The 18,561-nt window shown below is 32.7% G+C and carries 11 protein-coding genes; all 11 read left to right on the top strand.

All coding sequences use genetic code 11. From position 1 onward, the window contains the following. Positions 1 to 4: 4 nt before the first annotated feature. The 11 genes from KQI88_RS08835 (at position 5) to KQI88_RS08885 (ending at position 18,554) form a co-directional block, all read left to right on the top strand. Positions 5 to 1,354 (top strand): ABC transporter permease, encoded by a 1,350-nt coding sequence (locus tag KQI88_RS08835; protein ID WP_216416346.1) that lies wholly within the window; start codon positions 5 to 7, stop codon positions 1,352 to 1,354. 347 nt (positions 1,355 to 1,701) lie between these two features. Further along, positions 1,702 to 2,922, top strand: a complete 1,221-nt coding sequence (locus KQI88_RS08840) for an efflux RND transporter periplasmic adaptor subunit (RefSeq protein ID WP_216416347.1) — start codon at positions 1,702 to 1,704, stop codon at positions 2,920 to 2,922. A gap of 2 nt (positions 2,923 to 2,924) precedes the next feature. Beyond that, positions 2,925 to 6,038 carry an efflux RND transporter permease subunit gene (locus KQI88_RS08845; protein ID WP_216416349.1) on the top strand — a complete coding sequence of 1,038 codons (3,114 nt, stop codon included), beginning with the start codon at positions 2,925 to 2,927 and terminating at the stop codon, positions 6,036 to 6,038. Positions 6,039 to 6,055: 17 nt separating this feature from the next. Further along, positions 6,056 to 6,643 (top strand): TetR/AcrR family transcriptional regulator, encoded by a 588-nt coding sequence (locus KQI88_RS18065; RefSeq protein ID WP_216416350.1) that lies wholly within the window; start codon positions 6,056 to 6,058, stop codon positions 6,641 to 6,643. A 348-nt stretch (positions 6,644 to 6,991) separates the two neighbouring features. Then, positions 6,992 to 8,488, top strand: coding sequence for a B12-binding domain-containing radical SAM protein (locus tag KQI88_RS08855; protein ID WP_216416352.1), 1,497 nt, complete (start codon positions 6,992 to 6,994; stop codon positions 8,486 to 8,488). Between the two features lie 246 nt (positions 8,489 to 8,734). After that, positions 8,735 to 11,056, top strand: a complete 2,322-nt coding sequence (locus tag KQI88_RS08860; RefSeq protein ID WP_216416354.1) for a sulfatase-like hydrolase/transferase — start codon at positions 8,735 to 8,737, stop codon at positions 11,054 to 11,056. A 182-nt stretch (positions 11,057 to 11,238) separates the two neighbouring features. After that, on the top strand, positions 11,239 to 12,534 hold the full coding sequence (locus tag KQI88_RS08865; RefSeq protein WP_216416355.1) for a GumC family protein: 1,296 nt from the start codon (positions 11,239 to 11,241) through the stop codon (positions 12,532 to 12,534). A 21-nt stretch (positions 12,535 to 12,555) separates the two neighbouring features. Then, positions 12,556 to 15,513: an O-antigen ligase family protein gene (locus KQI88_RS08870; RefSeq protein WP_216416358.1), complete on the top strand. Its 2,958-nt coding sequence runs from the start codon at positions 12,556 to 12,558 to the stop codon at positions 15,511 to 15,513. A 53-nt stretch (positions 15,514 to 15,566) separates the two neighbouring features. Further along, a complete protein-coding gene (locus tag KQI88_RS08875; protein ID WP_216416362.1) occupies positions 15,567 to 16,793 on the top strand; it encodes a DegT/DnrJ/EryC1/StrS family aminotransferase in 1,227 nt (408 codons plus the stop codon). A 10-nt stretch (positions 16,794 to 16,803) separates the two neighbouring features. Further along, on the top strand, positions 16,804 to 17,553 hold the full coding sequence (locus KQI88_RS08880) for a sugar transferase (protein WP_330656155.1): 750 nt from the start codon (positions 16,804 to 16,806) through the stop codon (positions 17,551 to 17,553). Further along, the gene (locus KQI88_RS08885; protein WP_246579241.1) at positions 17,553 to 18,554 is read left to right on the top strand and encodes a glycosyltransferase family 2 protein; all 1,002 of its coding nucleotides are present in this window, start codon (positions 17,553 to 17,555) and stop codon (positions 18,552 to 18,554) included. The genes KQI88_RS08880 and KQI88_RS08885 overlap by 1 nt, the downstream gene beginning before the upstream one ends. Positions 18,555 to 18,561 lie beyond the last annotated feature (7 nt).

Consider the following 18,561-nt stretch of genomic DNA (forward strand, 5'->3'; position numbering starts at 1 on the left):
AATTATGTCAAAACCAAAACGAAATTGGATTTACGCTTTTTTTGTTCGGTGTTGGTTTACAGCTAAAATGGCATTAAATGGCGTATTTTCTAACACATTCCGATCTGCATTAACAATTTTAGGTGTTGCTATTGGTGTTGCTTCAGTTGTCAGTTTAATGGGGATTGGAGAAGGAGCAAGGCAAAATGTCATCGAACAATTTGAAAGTCTAGGAACTAATGTAATCTCTATTAAGGCCCACGAAGCGGAGCTAGAATTTCAACCTGAAATGGCACAAGAGTTAGTAGAAAGAGTAAATGGATTAGAAATAGCTACACCAGTCGTACAGACCTATACTGCAATGAGATGGCGGAGAGATAGAAAAGAGGTTGACATTATCGGTGTTAATCAAGAATTTCCGAAGATTAGAGACCATAGTCAAGCTGCAGGAGAGTTTTTTAGCCCGCTCCATATAGAACAACGATCATATGTGGCAGTGCTAGGATATAATGTAGCAGCAGGACTCACTGGAGGTAGAAGTCCTGTAGGGCAGACAATTACATTAGATGGACAGAGTTATCGTATTTTAGGTGTATTAGAACCTAAAGGAAAAGGAAAGGCTGAAAATATAGACGACAAAGTAGTAATACCCTATACAACGGCTCAACGTATTGCTAAAAAGCGAACCGTAGAAGAAATATGGGGAAAGGCCAATTCAGTTGAAGATGCCGAACTTGCAACTATTCAATTAGGTCGTATTTTTAAAAAAGAACTAAGTGGAGGTCGTGATACCCCTGCACCGACACCAACACCAGAAGGATCTAGTACCCAGGAAACTATGGTAACAACAATGGGGAATGTTTCACCTGGTCAAGGAGGAGAAGATACAGATAAAAATAAGGATAAAGATAAGGCACCTTCTAGAAAAGAAAAGGGTATGACTATTACAAACCTAAACCAGTTAGTAGATGAACTAGATGAAGCTAATCGTATTATGACACTACTTTTAGGAGGAATTGCTGCTGTATCCCTATTAGTAGGTGGATTAGGAATCATGAACATCATGCTAGTAGCGGTAACTGAAAGAACATCTGAAATTGGTGTTCGTAGGGCGTTAGGGGCTAAGAAAATAGACCTGTTGGCTCAATTTTTATTAGAAGCATTATACGTTAGTATTATTGGTGTTATTGCTGGTATTGCTGTAGGTATATGGGGCATGGGCATATTTGCTAGCTATGGTTTCCAAACAGCAATTAGCTTTGAGGCTATTCGTATTGCAGCGGCGGTTGCACTAGGTGCAGGATTACTCTTTGGTGTATATCCGGCTATTTCTGCATCATCATTACCACCTGTAGAGGCATTAAGAAGGAGGTAAACCTTAAGTTAAGTATTTAAGGCATATAGAGATAAACTAAAGAATATATATGACCCATTAGTAGAAATCTACTAATGGGTCATATTTCCTTTATAATTTTTAAATTTGTTAATATTATTGATGTTATGAAAAGAATATACTATAATAAAATGTATTGACCGACTATTCGGTTCTGTATATTTACATAAATAAGGACTAATAATACCAACAGGAGGTAGAGGTGGTGGATTTAATATGGGCGAAGAAACTTAAGACTTTCTTAAGGTTTTCTTTATGCCCTCTTGTAAATTGTATTTTAATATATAATAATGCAAGAATATAGTAATGCAAGAAAAAGGAGGAAAAAAATGAGTAGAAAATTAAAATCTAGTATATTGTTAGTTATAATGTTATTAGGAGTAGTAGGGTTAATATCGGGTTGCAGTAGCTCTACTGAAGCTAGTCAAGGCCAGGAAGAAGAGAACTACATACCAGTAGCCATAGAGAAAGCTACTGTTAATAATATTGGAAATGAAATAAAGATTAATGGTAAAACCTTTGCCAATGAAGAGATAGCAGTTATACCAAAGGTGCCAGGAATAGTTACAAATATTAATGTTAAGTTAGGTGATATAGTAGAAAAAGGTACAGTTTTGTTTACTATAGAGCAAGAAGATATTTCAAAGAGTGTTGAGCAGGCGGCAAATGGTGTAGAACTTGCTAATAAAGGAGTAGCTCAAGCTGAAAACGGTTTCAAAACCGCAAATATTAATTACGAATTAAATAAGGAAAAAATAGAAAATGCCCAACTAAATCTAGAGAGAACTAAAAAGCTTTATGAAGAAGGAGCTATATCTAAAAGTCAGTTGGAACAGGCTGAGTTAGCAGCAAGTGACAAAAGTCTAGAGGCAATAAAAGGTCAAGTTGATCAAGCGAAAATAAGCTATGAGCAAGCTTTAAACCAGTTAAGGCAAGCAGAGATATCCTACGAGCAGGTTCAAAGTAATTTATCAAACACAGTGGTAACAGCTCCTATTGGAGGAGTAGTATCTGATTTAACTGTTAAGGAAGGACAATTGGCATCTAATGCACAACCGGCAGCTACAATAGCTCAAATGGATAAAGTCTACATACAAATGAATGTGGTTGAAAATATGGTTAATAAGCTAAAGCTTGGACAGGAAGTTGTAGTGAATGTTCCAGCAGCATTAAATGAAGAAGCTACAAGTACCATTAGCTATATTAGTCCAACTGCAGACCCTAGAAGTCAGCTGTACCCTGTAAAGGTATATATACATAACCAAGATAACAATATTAGGCCTGGAATGAATGGAGAAGTGAAATTAGATTTAGACCAAGTAGAATCTGCCACTGTTATAAAAAGAAATGCTGTTTTAGATAGGGATGGTAAAAATTTAGTTTATGTAGTAGAAGGTGATAAAGCTGTTGAAAGAGTGGTAACTATAGGGCTTGATACAGGAGATTATGTGGAAATAAAAGAAGGCATTAAAGAAGGAGAACAAGTTATTGTAGAAGGACAACATTATGTAGAAGATGGTACAAAAGTGAAAGTAGTAAGGGGTGAGTAGCATTGAATTTATCAAGTTTAGCTGTAAAAAAACCCGTTACAATAACTATGATAGTTTTGATTGTTGTACTTTTGGGAGTAATTTCACTAACTAGGTTACCTATAGATTTATTTCCCAAAATAGAAATACCTGTAGCTGTAGTATCTACCTCTTACACAGGGGCAGGACCACAGGAAATAGAAAACCTAATTACCAAACAAATTGAAGGGGCTATTGCCACTGTAGGAAATATAGATACTGTAAGTTCTATATCATCGGAGGGGAGTTCTGTTGTAATTGCACAGTTTAACAATGGAACAGATATGGATTTTGCAGCATTAGAGATTCGAGAGAAAGTAGATTTAATAAAGGGCGTCTTACCAGATGGCGCAACTCAGCCTATGGTTTTAAAGATAGATCCAAACTCTACGCCTATTATACAGATTGCTATATCCACTAAGGGTGATTTAGCCGGGTTACAATCTTTAGCAGAAGATACATTTAGTCAGAGACTTGAAAGGTTAGATGGAGTTGCTTCTGTTAGTGTTGGTGGTGGATTTGTAAATGAAATAGAGGTAGCGGTTAATCAAAATAGTTTAGCTAGTTATGGATTAAGTATAAATCAGCTTTCTCAATTATTGAGTGCATCCAATATGAATCTTCCTGGTGGAAATGTAAACAAGGGAGAACAGAAACTAGCCGTAAGAGTTGTAGGGGAGTTTAATAGCCTTGATGAAATAAAGAATATGCCTATTACTCTAGCTACTGGAGACGTTATTAGGTTACAAGATGTGGCTACAGTAAAGCTTAACCAAAAAGATATTAGTGCTATTTCAAGAACTAATGGAAAAGATAGTATTAATATTTCGGTACAAAAGCAATCAGGTAAAAATACAGTACAGGTAGCAGACTTGATTAATAAAGAAATCGAAAACCTTAGGAAGGATTATCCTAATGTTGAAATCGATGTCGTGTTAGATAGCTCTACAATGATTAAAGACTCTATAGATACTGTAGTAAATAATGTTCTTATTGGTTCTGTGCTTGCTATTGTTATTCTGTATATTTTCTTGAAAAATATAAGAACAACACTTATTATAGGAACCTCAATCCCTATATCTTTAATCGCTTCCTTTATACTATTATATTTTAATGGCATTACATTAAATATGATGACATTAGGTGGGTTGGCCTTAGCCGTAGGAATGTTGGTAGATAGTGCTATCGTAGTACTTGAAAATATTTATCGATTTAGGTCTGAAGGATATTCTAGAAAAGAAGCTGCTATAAAAGGAGCATCGGAAGTAGGAATGGCTATTACAGCATCTACATTAACTACCATAGCCGTATTTCTACCTATAGTATTTATAGATGGAATGGTTGGAACAATATTTAAAGATTTTGCTCTAACCGTTACCTTATCCCTTGGAGCATCTTTAATAGTGTCTTTAACTTTTATACCAATGTTATCTTCAAAGATTTTAAAGGTTGAATCGGAAAAAACAGATGTGAAAAAAAGAAAGTTGGAGTTTATATACAAAATCTTTGATAACATATCTAATAAAATGGAAAACATCTATAAAGGGATATTAATTAAGAGTCTTAAACGTAGAAAAACTACTATATTTATCTCAATAGTTATATTTGTTGTAAGTATAGCTAGTTTGGTTGGTGTAGGAATGGAATTTTTCCCAACTACAGATGAAGGTACAATATCAATTAACATAAGTATGCCCGTAGGTACTCAAACTGATAAAATAGACGGGATAGCACATATTGTTGAAGAAAAACTAACAACAATTAAAGAGATAAATAAAGTATTTACTAATATAAGTTCTGGAAATGTTTTGATGGGGGGTCAAGCTGGTAGCAATAGTGGCTCGATTTCAGTAGGTCTAGTTAAACTAAATGAAAGAAATAGAAGTACTGATGAAGTTGCAGAAGAAATTAGAAATATTGTAAAGGATATTCCAGGTGCTGAAATTTCAGTACAAGGAACATCAAGTACCGCTATGATGACATCAGGAAGTCCTATCAGTATAAGTATTAAAGGAAGTGAGCTAAAGGTACTTGAAGAGATCTCTAATGACTTTAAAAATATTATTGAGTCTGTAGAAGGAACTAGAGAAACTAAAACTAGTTTTAGTGAAGGAGTACCAGAAGTAGAAATTTTAATAAATAAGGAACGGTCTGCAACCTATGGTCTAACGACTGCACAAGTTGCTTCTGCTGTTAGAGGGGCGGCAACAGGAACTACAGCTACCAGATATAAAGATAATGGTGAGGAGATAGATGTAGTATTAAGATCTGTAGGGGATGTTACAGAAAGCTTGTCTAATTTTGAGCAGATAGATATAACTACTCCTACTGGAATAAACATACCGCTAAGTCAGGTAGCTGATATATCTGTAATTAAAAGCCCTGTTAGCATCAGTAGAGAAAATCAAGAAAAGGTAGTAACTGTTAATAGTCAAATTGTAGGAAGAGACTTACAAAGTATAGTTACAGATATAAATAAAGAACTTCAAGAATACCAATTACCTGAAGGATACTATTATAGTATGGGTGGAGAGAATAAAGAGATGATGGAAGCCTTTAGCCAGCTTTTATTAGCACTTGGCCTTGCTGTAATATTAATATATATGGTAATGGCAGCTCAATTCGAATCCTTAATTCATCCATTTGTAATTATGTTTACTATACCTTTGGCTTTCTCTGGAGGAGCTTTAGCTCTTTTCATAACAGGCAGGGCATTTGGTGTAACTGCTTTTATAGGAATAATTATGCTGGCAGGTATTGTAGTTAACAATGGTATTGTATTAATAGACTATATTAATATATTACGTAATGAAGGTAAAGAAAGAACTGAAGCAATTACTATTGCTGGACCAGTTAGATTAAGACCAATTTTAATGACTACATTGACTACTATTTTAGGACTTATTCCACTAGCTCTTGGAATAGGTGAAGGAGCAGAACTACAGGCTCCAATGGCTACTGTAGTTATAGGAGGACTAGTTTTATCTACAGTTTTAACTCTAATATTTGTGCCAGTACTATATACAATATTTGATGATATGTCCAACTCTTTTAAATCTAAAGTGAAAAAACTAAAGAAGAGTCCTTCAGAAGCATAAGAAAATGAGGTGAAGAAGTGAACTCCTTAAAAGAACAAAAGAGAATTGACATTATTGAAGCTGCAACTAAGATTTTTAGAAGATATGGATTTCATAAGGCAAAAATTGAAGTAATAGCCAAAGAAGCAGGAATTGGGAAAGGTACAGTATACGAATACTTTGATAGCAAAAAAGATTTATTTGAACAAATGATAAAATACATGGCAGAAACTTATCTGAATATGGCACGTGAAGCAATGGATATTGCTGAAACAGTTAAAGAAAAGTTAATGGCCTTTGCACAACATCATGGAAACTTTGTAAGTGAACACATGGATATGGCTGAAAATGTTATTCCAGGGCCAGGATTTTTGTCAGAGGAAATGAAGTATCAAATGATTGAAATGAAACAGTCAATATTTCTTCTAATTGATGAAGCTTTGGAAATGGGGATTGAAACTGGTGAACTTAGGCCAGATTTAAATAAAAGAATAGCAACATTCTCTATACTAGGAGCTATCAATCATAATTATGCATTACAGGTATATTTTGAAAGTGTTAACCCAAAGGATATTGATTCTAGACCTATTATCGATACTGTCTTCAATGGTTTATCGAATAAATAATAAGGTATTAAAAATTAATTTTATAGTATAATGAGCAATCAGTTATAGACAGAAAGTGATAAAGTTAAAGAGGTATAGCAAGGACAAATTCCTGTTATATCTCTTTTTATGTTATTGATGAAAACCTTGTGACTTTAAATATGTAACAATTTAACTGTATTAAAAATTTGCTTTTACCATACTACAGTGGTAGAATAATTATTATATTAAATAATGGCTATTCTAGTTTATAAGGGATATATTTTTTTGTAAAAATAAATGGATAAATTCATCTTGTATTAAATTTACTAGCACATTAGGTTAAAGTATCTTAATATATATTATATGTATTTTACGAGGAGGATAAAAATGGGTAAAAATGTCCTACTAATTGGATTTTATAATGAAAAAGCATTAGGCGTTAGATATCTTTCGAATGCATTAAATACTAATGGATATAATGCTCATATCTTATATTTTAAAGAGTTTAATAGTGTTAATCCAAGTAAAGCCAGTAAAAAGGAACTTGATTTATTAGAAAATTTAATAAATGAAATTAAGCCCTCCTATATTGGGTTAAGTGTTATGTCTTCTCTATATTTAGAATCTGTATATTTAGTAAATGATAGAATTAGAGAAAAGTTTAATGTACCAATTATTTGGGGTGGTGTGTATTCTACACTTTTCCCTGAAGAAACATTAAAGTATGGAGATTATGTTGTTCAAGGTGAGGGAGAGTTACCTTTAATAGAACTATTAAACTCTTTAGAAGAAGGTAAAGATCCTTCTCATATTGAGAATGTTGTATTACACAATGAACAAAAACAACTAATTAAAAACTCATTAAGACCATTAGTTCAAGAATTAGATAAGCTAGGTTATCCTAAAATAGGTGGGGATAATGTTTATTTTATCCATAACGATGAAATTGGATATGGAGATCCACAAACTAAAGGGTTTACCTATGAATTAACTGCATCTAGAGGTTGTCCTTTTGCCTGTTCTTATTGTAGCTCTGTTAATTTAAAAAGAACTTATGCTGGAAAAGGAAAATATGTACGTTTTCGTTCTGTAGATAGTGTTATGCATGAGTTAAAAGAGGCTAAATCTTCTATTAAAAACTTAAAAGTTATTCATTTTTGGGACGAAATTTTCTCTGATGAAGAGGGTTGGATAGAAGAGTTTAAAGAACGATATAAGAATGAAATAGGTATCCCTTTCAAAATATGGGGACATCCACTAAAGATAAATGAAAGAATTATTAACAATCTTGTAGAAGCAGGTCTTTATCAAATTGTTGTAGGGATTCAAAGTGGTTCATCTAGAATAAGGAAAGAGATATTCCATAGAAAAGAAAGTCAAGAAGAAATAATTAATGCTAGCCGTATTTTATCTAAATGTAAGGTTCCTAAGGTTATATATGACTTTATGCTACAGCATCCATTTGAAACCTTAGAGGATTTAAAGGAAACCTACAAACTTTGCTTACAACTAGAACCACCTTTTGAACTACAGTTACATGGTCTAAATTTCTTACCAGGAACTGATATTATTGATAAGGCAATTGAGGCAAATCTTCTATCTGAAGAAGAATTAAATAAGATTATGTATAGCTCTATTCAAGAGCAATATGATATGTATTGGGGACCAGCAGCTGTTAATCAATTAAATGAAAATAGTACATGGGTGGCTTTAACATATCTAACACAATTTCCTAAGTTAAGACCTATGGTTGAAAAACTTGCTGCAGATGTAGAAAAAGGAAACAAGGAAAATGTTGTTGTAAGGCTTCAAAAATTTATGAAGCAGGTTACAAGGTTTAGAAATTTGGCGGGTAAAGCAAAGCTAGTTATAAGTAAAAGCTAACATTATATAAGGAAATAGTTAAATATACAAATATAAATATAAATATCCACCAACTATGTTGGTGGATATTTATACGTTTGATTATAGAAAGATCTTAACTATTTTTTCTTAGTACTCATTGCATTCATTTGTATATGTAATAATTTAACTGACTTAAAAGTTTGCCCTCTCACATACATAGTGGTAAAATATAAGTTATATTAATTAAATATTAAATAATTACTGCTTTAGTTAGAGAGGTGCATGATGCGAGATATAATTAATAAACTAAGAGAAACATATGGAAAATCCTATATATGGATATTGTTATTTGCAACCATTACCTTTATAAAGGTTTTTGTAGTACAGACACTTATGGAAGCGGCGGATATATCACTATGGTTTATATGTATTAATTTTCTGCTTATATTTGGAATATATACAATTACTTTAGTATTACCAGACCGATGGAGAGTCCCAGGGCTATTTTTAATTTATGGACTGTTATCTACTGTAGCTTTTGCGGATATTGTGCATTTTAGATATTTCCGTGTACCAATATCCATATATTCTATTTATTCTGCGGGACAGGTAAGTGCTGTAGGAGATAGTGTAAAAAGCTTGATTAAACCAGGGGATATTTTTCTATTTATAGATATTCCTATAGTGGCATTTGTATTTTGGATAAAGAAGATTGCTATTAAAGCAAGTCTAAAGGATGAAAGAATAATTGCTCTTGTAACATCTATATTAATGGTATTTTCAATATCATACCTGAATGGAGTTAAAGTGGATAAAAACATGTACACTGTTAATCAATTAGGTCTACTTAACTACCATTTACATGACGCAGTACAGTTTTTTAAACAGGATAAACTAGAAGATGTAAGTATGCAAAGCTATTTAGATAGGAGAAATGGAAATAAAAAAAGAATAGAAGATTTAAAAGGTTATGGTATAGCAAAAGGTAGAAATGTATTTGTTATTCAAGTAGAAGCTTTGCAAAACTTTGTTATTAATAAAGAGATTGAGGGTAAACCTATAACCCCTGTATTAAATAGCTTAGTTAACAAAGATAGCTTTTATTTTGATAAATATTTTCAACAACTAGGGAGAGGAAATACCTCTGATGCAGAGTTTGTATCCCATAACTCGATGTATGCTTCTATGCGATCATTTTCATATAAAGAGTATGAGGGGGTAGATTTATATACCCTACCTAATGCACTAAAGGCAAAGGGCTATAGTACTATTGCTTTTCATGGTAATGATCCCGAGTTTTGGAATAGAAAAAATGCATATCCTGCACAAGGATTAGATAAATTTATTAGTGTAGATAAGTTGAATAGTGATGAGGTTATTGGGTTAGGTATTTCAGATGGTTCTTTATTTAAGCAGTCCATTGATTATTATAAGGAATTAAAAGAGCCATTCTATAGTTTTTCTGTTACCTTAACTAGTCATCATCCTTTTGTTATTCCAGAAAACTTTAAGGGATTAAATATACAGGGAGAGTATAAAGATACTATGCTTGGAAATTACGTCGAGTCAATTAATTATTTTGATACAGTGCTAGGTGAGTTTATTGAAGAGTTAAAGCAGGAAGGTTTGTACGATAATTCTGTTATAGCTATTTATGGAGATCACTTTGGGCTCGAAATGCATGACTCTGAAATTAGAAAGCAGGCTTCTAGTTTTCTTAACAGGGAGTATAACTATGAAGACTTATTAAATATTCCTCTAATTATACATGTTCCAGGTGCAGGAGTAGAAGAAACTATATCTACAACTGGTGGGCAACTTGACTTTTTCCCTACAATGCTAAATATTATGGGAGTTGCACCTTCATCCGATTTCTTAATGGGACAGGATTTATTAAATGCAGAGGAAGGCTTTGTTGCCCAGCAAAATGTTATGAATAAAGGGTCTTTTATTGACGATGAGAAGATATTTGAAATGTCTAGTGATGGTAGGTTCGAAAATAGTAAGGCATGGAGTTTGCATACTGGCGAGCCTGTAGATTTAGATCTCTGTAGAGAAGGCTATGAAAGAGCAATACAAGATATTAATCTGTCAAACTATTTAGCAGATAGCTATGTAAAAGGAGATAAGGTTGTAGAGGTAGATAAAGATAAAAAAATTACTTTTAGTGATATACTTGACCATAGATCAGAAGAAGCTATCGAATATATGGCAGAGAAAGAAATTGTAAGTGGACATTCAGATTCTAGATTTTATCCTGATAATCCTATCAAAAAATCAGAGTTTTTAAAAATACTTCTATCTGCATTAGGTATAGACGTAGATACAAGTACTGGCGGAGATTGGTGGGCACCTTATGCTAATGCAGCTACAGAAAAAAATATTATTAATGATGCAGAGCTTACAAATTCTTCCCAAGCAGACGAGTTTATTTCTACAGAACAGGCTTTAATATGGTTAGAGAAGGCGGTTAAGGAAGATGACACCTTTGACTTAGATCCAGGGGATGTTATTGATAACATTAGTAAGGATTTAAATTTAGATAGTACTGAAGAGCTAACTAGAGGTTTGACTGCGGAGATTTTGTATAAGGTTATGAATAGGTAGAGGAATATAACCTATAAAGCAAACATATAAATCATATAATAAAAAGCCTAAGGTCATTGATTTTAGGCTTTTTATAATATACAATTAGAAAGTAAAAGCTTTTAAGTAGAAATAAAAAGGAAATTATATATTTATGTAGAAATATGTAAGTTGATAAGAAAAATAATCGGAGGTATTAGCGTATGGAAGAGATAAGCTTACGGGAATTGATAGAGATATTATTAAAAAGAAAGAAAATAATAATGGGAACTACATTATTGGCAGTATTAGCATCCGCAATAGTTAGTTTTTTTATACTAGAGCCAGTTTACGAAACAAGAATGGTTTTAATGGCATCTAACTTTTCAGATAAACTACAACCAAACCAGCTTAAGGGGGAAGGAATAGATAACATATTAAGTAATTTATCACAATATCCGAGTATGACAATGGAAACCTATAAACAACAAGTAAAAGCTCCTAAGGTAATGAGGGAAACAATTGAAGAGTTAGGCTTAGAAGATAAGTATGACATCGAGAGCTTAGCAAAATCTATTACACTTGAAACAATAAAAGATACTAACTTATTGAATATAAAAATGCAGGCAAAAGATCCAGAGCTAGCGGCAGAGATAGTAAATACAGTAGGAAGAAAGTTCGTTGCCTTTGTATCCGATAAAGCTAAAGAACAAGCTACTACAACATCCCAATACATAAAAACACAAATAGATGCAGAAAAAGAGCAGCTAGATAAAGCATTAGTAGAGCTAAAAGATTTTTTAGGCCAACCTCAAGGAGTACAAGAACTAACGCAAGAAGTTGAAGCAAAGCTTATGTTAGTTACAGAATACAAAACAAGTCTATTTCAAGAAGAATTGCAACGAGAGGTATTACAACAGTCGATTAATAAAGTTAAAAATGAGTTAAAAGCAGAGAAACCACTTATAGTAACAGAGAAATCTATTTTAGAAGATAGTCTGTTAAGTAATTTAGCTAAGGAAAAAACAGGAGAGAATATAGGCGATATAGCATCTATTAGAATGAATAACGAAGAAGTTAATCCAGTATACATAGCATTGAAGGAAAAAGAAGCTGAAATAGCAGTTGAGCTTACACAGGCAGAAACAAAAGTACAAATGCTAAAGACACAAATACAGTCTATACAACAAGAGGTAGAAGACCTTCAAATAAAGCTTGCAGAAAGACAGCATGAAGGACGTTTAATAGACCAAAAAGTGCAGATAGCGCAAAATACATATGATGCATTTACCAGAAAACATGAAGAGTTAAGAGTAACAGAGTCTTCACAGGTTGGAGAATCTAACATGATAATAGTATCTAAAGCTTATCCTACGACAAATCCAGTTGCACCTAGAAAAGCACTTAACGTAGCAATAGCAGGTGTATTAGGTATTATGTTGGGAGTGTTTGCAGCATTTTCTATAGAATACTGGCAAGCAAGTGGAGAAGAAAAGAAAAATATACCTTCAACTAATTAATACATAAAGTGGGGTGGAACAATGGGAACTAAAGCACAAAATCAGGTTAAAAAACAAGCGGATAAAAAATCGATTGCAGATAAAATTATATTCGTATTACTTTCTATACTTATTATTGGAGCCCCTCTTTTTCAAGGGCTGTTTTTCCAAAAAGAAATAATGATTAGTAATATTTTTGCCTTTGCTATATTTGTAGTGTTTTTACTTAATAAAAAGCGAAATAAAGAAAAATTAATAATATTTAATAGTCCATACGACTGTATAGGTTTATTATTTATAATAGCCTATTTACTTCCTATTGTATTTTTTCAATGGGCTGACCTAAGAGATGCAATAGATATTTTAATACGTTACACTACCTATTATGCAATTTATCTTATGATAAAAGATATGGCACAATTTGAAAGATATAAAGAATACTTTACTAAGGTATTGATATTAGGATCTTTAGTAGTTGCATTTATAGGTATATTTGGTGCAACAGGCTATATAAAACTAGAAGATGTTATAATGGGAAATCGTATATCATCTACATTCCAATATCCAAATACATTAGCAGCACTTATGATGGCCATGTTCTTTTTAGTTAATGGATCTATCCATAAAGCAGAAAAATACATAGAAAAGCTAATATACGGGGCAGCAGGCTTTGTTATGTTATTTACATTTATATTTACATACTCTAGAGCGGCGTGGCTATTATTCCCTATATTTGCATTATTATATTTAATATTTCTTTCAGGAAAAGATCGTATTGCATCTATACTTTACTTTGTAGCCACATTACTGCCAAATATACTAGTACTGCAGCCATTTACAAGTCAATTGGCTATAGATGCGGACACAAAACCAAAGGCATTAATAGTATTTTTTATAGGGATAGGTATTTTTAAAGTACTATATAGCATAGTATTATTTGTACAATCAAAGCTAGCAGATAAACACTATAAGCTTATTTATGGATTCTTAGGAGCAGTTACAATTGGAGTAGCAATTTTGGGCTATATGGCTCTTAATACAACAGTACCCTTAGTGTTTGACAACATGGCCGCTACAGAAAACAAAACAAACCAAATACAAAGAACAGTAAAAGAGATAGAAGGAAATAAGGATTATATACTTAAGCTAAATGTAGAAGCTATAGCGGGCGAAGTGGAAGCTCAATGGCCTTGGAGAGTACGTATTAATAGTGTAAACGAAGCAGGAGAGCAGGAATTATTAATAGAAACCCTTGGGGATAAAGATGTAAATGGAGAAATAGAAATTCCTTTTACTACACTAGAGACAACACAAAATATTAGTATATACTTTACAAATATATATCCAAAAACAAAGGTAGTTTTTAATGAAGTAAAAGTAATAGATGGTGAAGAAAATGTAGTAGAAAATATAAAATTAAAATATAAGTATATACCAGAGTCACTTATTGCTCGTTTTAATTCTATCGACTTAAGTGAAGATAGCTCTGCTACACGTTTAACCTATTACAAGGATAGTTTTTCAATATTTAAAAGTAAGCCTATTTTTGGTGGTGGGGGAGGAACATGGAAGGCACTATATCCAAAGTATCAATCTCTTCCATATAATAGTACAGAAGCGCATAACTACTTTTTACAAGCATTAGTAGAAACAGGGATAACAGGTATAGCAGTACTTGCACTACTTATATTTATTTTTGTAGTACACCTACTAAAAGCATGGAAGAGGAAAGACACTTTAACAATATCTATACTTTTTAGTATATTAGCCTTGCTAGGCCATAGTGGACTAGACTTTAACTTTTCATTCCACTCTATACCGATTATACTTTGGGCACTAATAGCTTTATTGGAAACTAAAACCTTTGAAGATATAAAGCCTAGAATAAACAAAATAGATTTATCAGGTAAAAGCGTTGGTACAGTGGTACCTATAATATTTGCAGTACCGTTATTGTTGTTTTCTATATCTCTATATAGTGCATATGCTATATCAGTAGATAATGGCAAGAGCATTAATGAAATACCGATAGAAGAATCAATTAGTAAGATGGAAAAGGCAGTATTACTGGATCCTTTTCATTCTAATATGCGTATAGACCTTGCTAAGATGCAAAGAACCTATGGTTTTGAAACAGACAATTTTAGTTTAGTAGAAAAAGCAGAAAATCATTTAAAAAAAGCAGTAAAACATTCGCCATATATGCCAGTAGCATTACAAGAAACAGCAAGTCACTATATTAGTCTAGGTCGCTTTGAAGATGCTTTTAAATATTTAGATAAAAGCACAGAGACAACACCACTAAAGCCAAACAGCTATGAAACAAAAAGTGAAGCATATGCGGCAGTAGCTAACTACTACCTAGGTAAAGGAGAAGTAGAAAAGGCTATAGATATCTATACAAATAATATGATTGGTATTATAGATGAAATGAGAGTTGCTAATGAAAAAACAGAAAAACCTGTACAGCTAACTCAAAATACGCTGCAAAATATATTTAGAGCTAAATATTTTGTAGATAACTACAATAATCCAGAAAAACTAGAGCAGTTAAATGATATAGTGTATATGTCTTATTTGGATTTGGAAGGGGCTACGGCAGTGGGAATGCCTTGGAGAGTGAGCGATTCTTCTAGTGGAGATATTAAATATGAAATAAAGAAGGAAGGTCTAAAGATAAGTAATACAGGAGAAGATAACGAATTTATATATTCTCAATTTTTTTCTTTAAATCCAGATACTATGTATGAGGTGGAAGTAGTATTTTCACAAGAAAGCACTCAGAAAAACTTAAGATCTCATATAATTAGTATGGTTGGTAGGAGAACGCAGGTATCAGAGGATATAAATTTAGAAGAAATAGAAGATGGAGTGTATTATTACAATTTTAATACAACAGAAGATTTGGAACCAGGAAGACAATATATTCGTTTTGATCATCCTGGTAACAGTGAAGACTATTTTGTTATTAGACAAGTCATTATTAAGAAAATAGAGTAAATATAAGGAACAATCATAATAAACACTATTTGTAAATGAAAGGAGAGACATAAATGAGGGTAGACTTTTCACCGCCAGATATATCACAAGAAGAAATAAACTCAGTTGTAGATACATTAAAGTCAGGCTGGATCACAACAGGTCCTAAGACTAAATCTTTTGAAAAACAAATTGCAGATTATTGCAACACCTCAAAAGCAGTAGCTATGAATTCAGCTACTGCTTGTATGGAGATGACTTTAAGACTTCTTGGTGTTGGTCCTGGAGATGAAGTAATTACTTCTGCATATACTTATTCGGCTTCTGCAAGTGTTATTCATCATGTTGGTGCCAAGATAGTATTAGTTGATACTGCTAAAGATTCCTTTCATTTAGACTGTAATGCACTTGAAAATGCTATTACAGATAAGACTAAAGCCATCATACCAGTAGATATAGCAGGAGTTATGTGTGACTATGAAAGGATATTCAGAACTGTAAATAATAAAAAAACTTTCTTTAAAGCATCTAATGGGATACAAAAAGCAATTGGAAGAGTTGCTGTTATAGCAGATGCAGCCCATTCTTTTGGCGCTACATATAAAGGAAAGCAAAGTGGAGAAGTTGCAGACTTTACATGCTTCTCATTTCATGCAGTTAAGAATCTGACTACTGCTGAAGGGGGAGCAGTTACTTGGAAAAATATTGATGGAATAGACAATGAAGAAATTTATAAGCAGTTTATGCTTTTGTCACTCCATGGTCAGTCTAAAGATGCTTTAGCTAAAAGTAAGCTTGGATCTTGGGAATATGATATAGTAGCTCCATATTACAAATGTAATATGACAGATATTATGGCATCTTTAGGATTAGTTCAGTTAAATAGATATCCTGAGATATTAGAAAGAAGAAGACAAATTATTGAGATATATAATAAAGAATTAAAAGATAAAAATATACAGGTGCTAGGTCATTATAATGATAATAGTTCATCAAGTGGACATTTATATTTAGTAAGACTTCTCGGTAAAGATGAAGTTTATAGAAATAAGGTAATAGAAAGAATGGCTAAGAAGGGTGTGGCGACAAATGTTCATTATAAGCCATTACCAATGCATACAGCTTATAAGAGTTTAGGATTTGATATAAACGATTATCCTAATGCCTTTGATATGTATAGGAATGAGATTACATTGCCACTTCATACTTTGTTAAGTGATAGTGATGTGGAATATGTGTGTGAATGTTTAAAGATGGAAATAGATGAAGTTCCAAATAGGGAAGTTGCTATAGCACGATAGGGGTGAAAAAGTGATATTAAAAAAATGGGGACACTTGCCAGAATGTATGAAAAATGAATATGTTAGAAAATACTATGAACTTTTATATAAGAAGCGTCTTAGTCTATTTGCCAAGCGCATATTTGATGTGGTAATGGCCATTATATCTTTCATTATTCTTTTCCCTATATTCCTTATTATAAGTATTGCAATTAAAATCGACTCTAAAGGACCAGTGATGTTTCGTCAGGTTAGAGTAACGCAGTATGGAAAGCGGTTTAGGATCTTTAAGTTTAGAACAATGGTCAACGATGCTGACAAAATTGGAACGCAGGTAACAACTAAGAATGATGCTAGAGTGACCAAGGTTGGTAAGTTTTTAAGGAAATTACGTCTGGATGAAATTCCACAGTTATTAAATATCATTACAGGAGACATGACTTTTGTAGGGACAAGGCCAGAAGTAGTTAAGTATGTAGATAAGTATTCTGATGAAATGTGGGCTACTTTGTTATTGCCTGCAGGAGTGACCTCTGAGGCTAGCATACAATACAAGGATGAAGAGATGCTTTTGGCAAACTCTGAGGATGTTGATGAAACATATATTAATGAAGTGCTACCTGGAAAGATGAAGTATAATTTGAGAAGCCTCGAATATTTTTGTTTCTTTGGTGAGATTAAGACAATGTTTAGAACTGTTGTAGCTGTAATTAAGAGAGATAAGAATAGTGAAAACCCTGTTGCATTTGTGACAGCAGACAAGAGTGAGGTAAAGATGTGATGGATAGCGTAGAAAGTAAGACTGTAAATGGAAATATAGTTGTATCAGTCGTGATGCCTGTGTATAACGAAGAGAAATATATTGAGAATTGCATCCTATCATTATTAAAACAAAATTATCCAAAAGAACAAATGGAATGGATATTTGTAGATGGTTGTTCTAGCGATAGAACAAAAGAAATTGTAGAAAGTTTTATGAATAAGTTTCCAGGGTTAATAAAATTATATAGCAATGTAAATAAAACAGTGCCGTACGCCATGAATATTGGTATTAAGGCTTCACTTGGAAAATATATTATCCGATTAGATGCTCACAGTGAATATATAGACGACTACATATCAAAATGTGTTTATTATCTTGATACAACGGATGCCGATAATGTAGGTGGTTTAGCTGAAACTAAAAGCAAAGGATTTGTAGGAAATGCGATTGCCTTTATGTTATCCTCGAAATTTGGTGTAGGTAATTCTCAATTCAGGACAAATGGACAAAGTGGGTATGTAGATACTGTTCCATTTGGGGCTTTTCGTAGAGAAGTGTTTGAAAAATACGGTTTATATGATGAGAGGTTGACTAGAAATCAGGATAATGAGATGAATTACCGTATACGGAAGAATGGTGGAAAAATATATATGGCTGAAGATATAAGATTTGCTTATTACTGTAGAGATAGTATCAAGGGCATTGCAAATATGGCTATTAAGAATGGTAAATGGAATGTAATTACTATGAGATTATGTCCTGGTGCGATGACAATAAGACATTTTATACCATTTGTATTTTTATTATCATTAATAATAATGCCTATATTAACTGTATTGGTACCAGGCTTTGGTTTGCTATTTCTAGGAGAGATCGGATTGTATTTACTGCTAAACTTAATATTTTCTGTTAAAGTGGCTACTGAAAAGAAGTATATACCGTTATTACTAATCCTATTTCCTATATTCCATCTATCGTATGGATTTGGATCATTGGTAGGATTAATTAAAAGAGCTTGATTAACAC

The sequence above is a fragment of the Alkaliphilus flagellatus genome (assembly GCF_018919215.1).
GTDB classification, from domain to species: domain Bacteria; phylum Bacillota; class Clostridia; order Peptostreptococcales; family Natronincolaceae; genus Alkaliphilus_B; species Alkaliphilus_B flagellatus.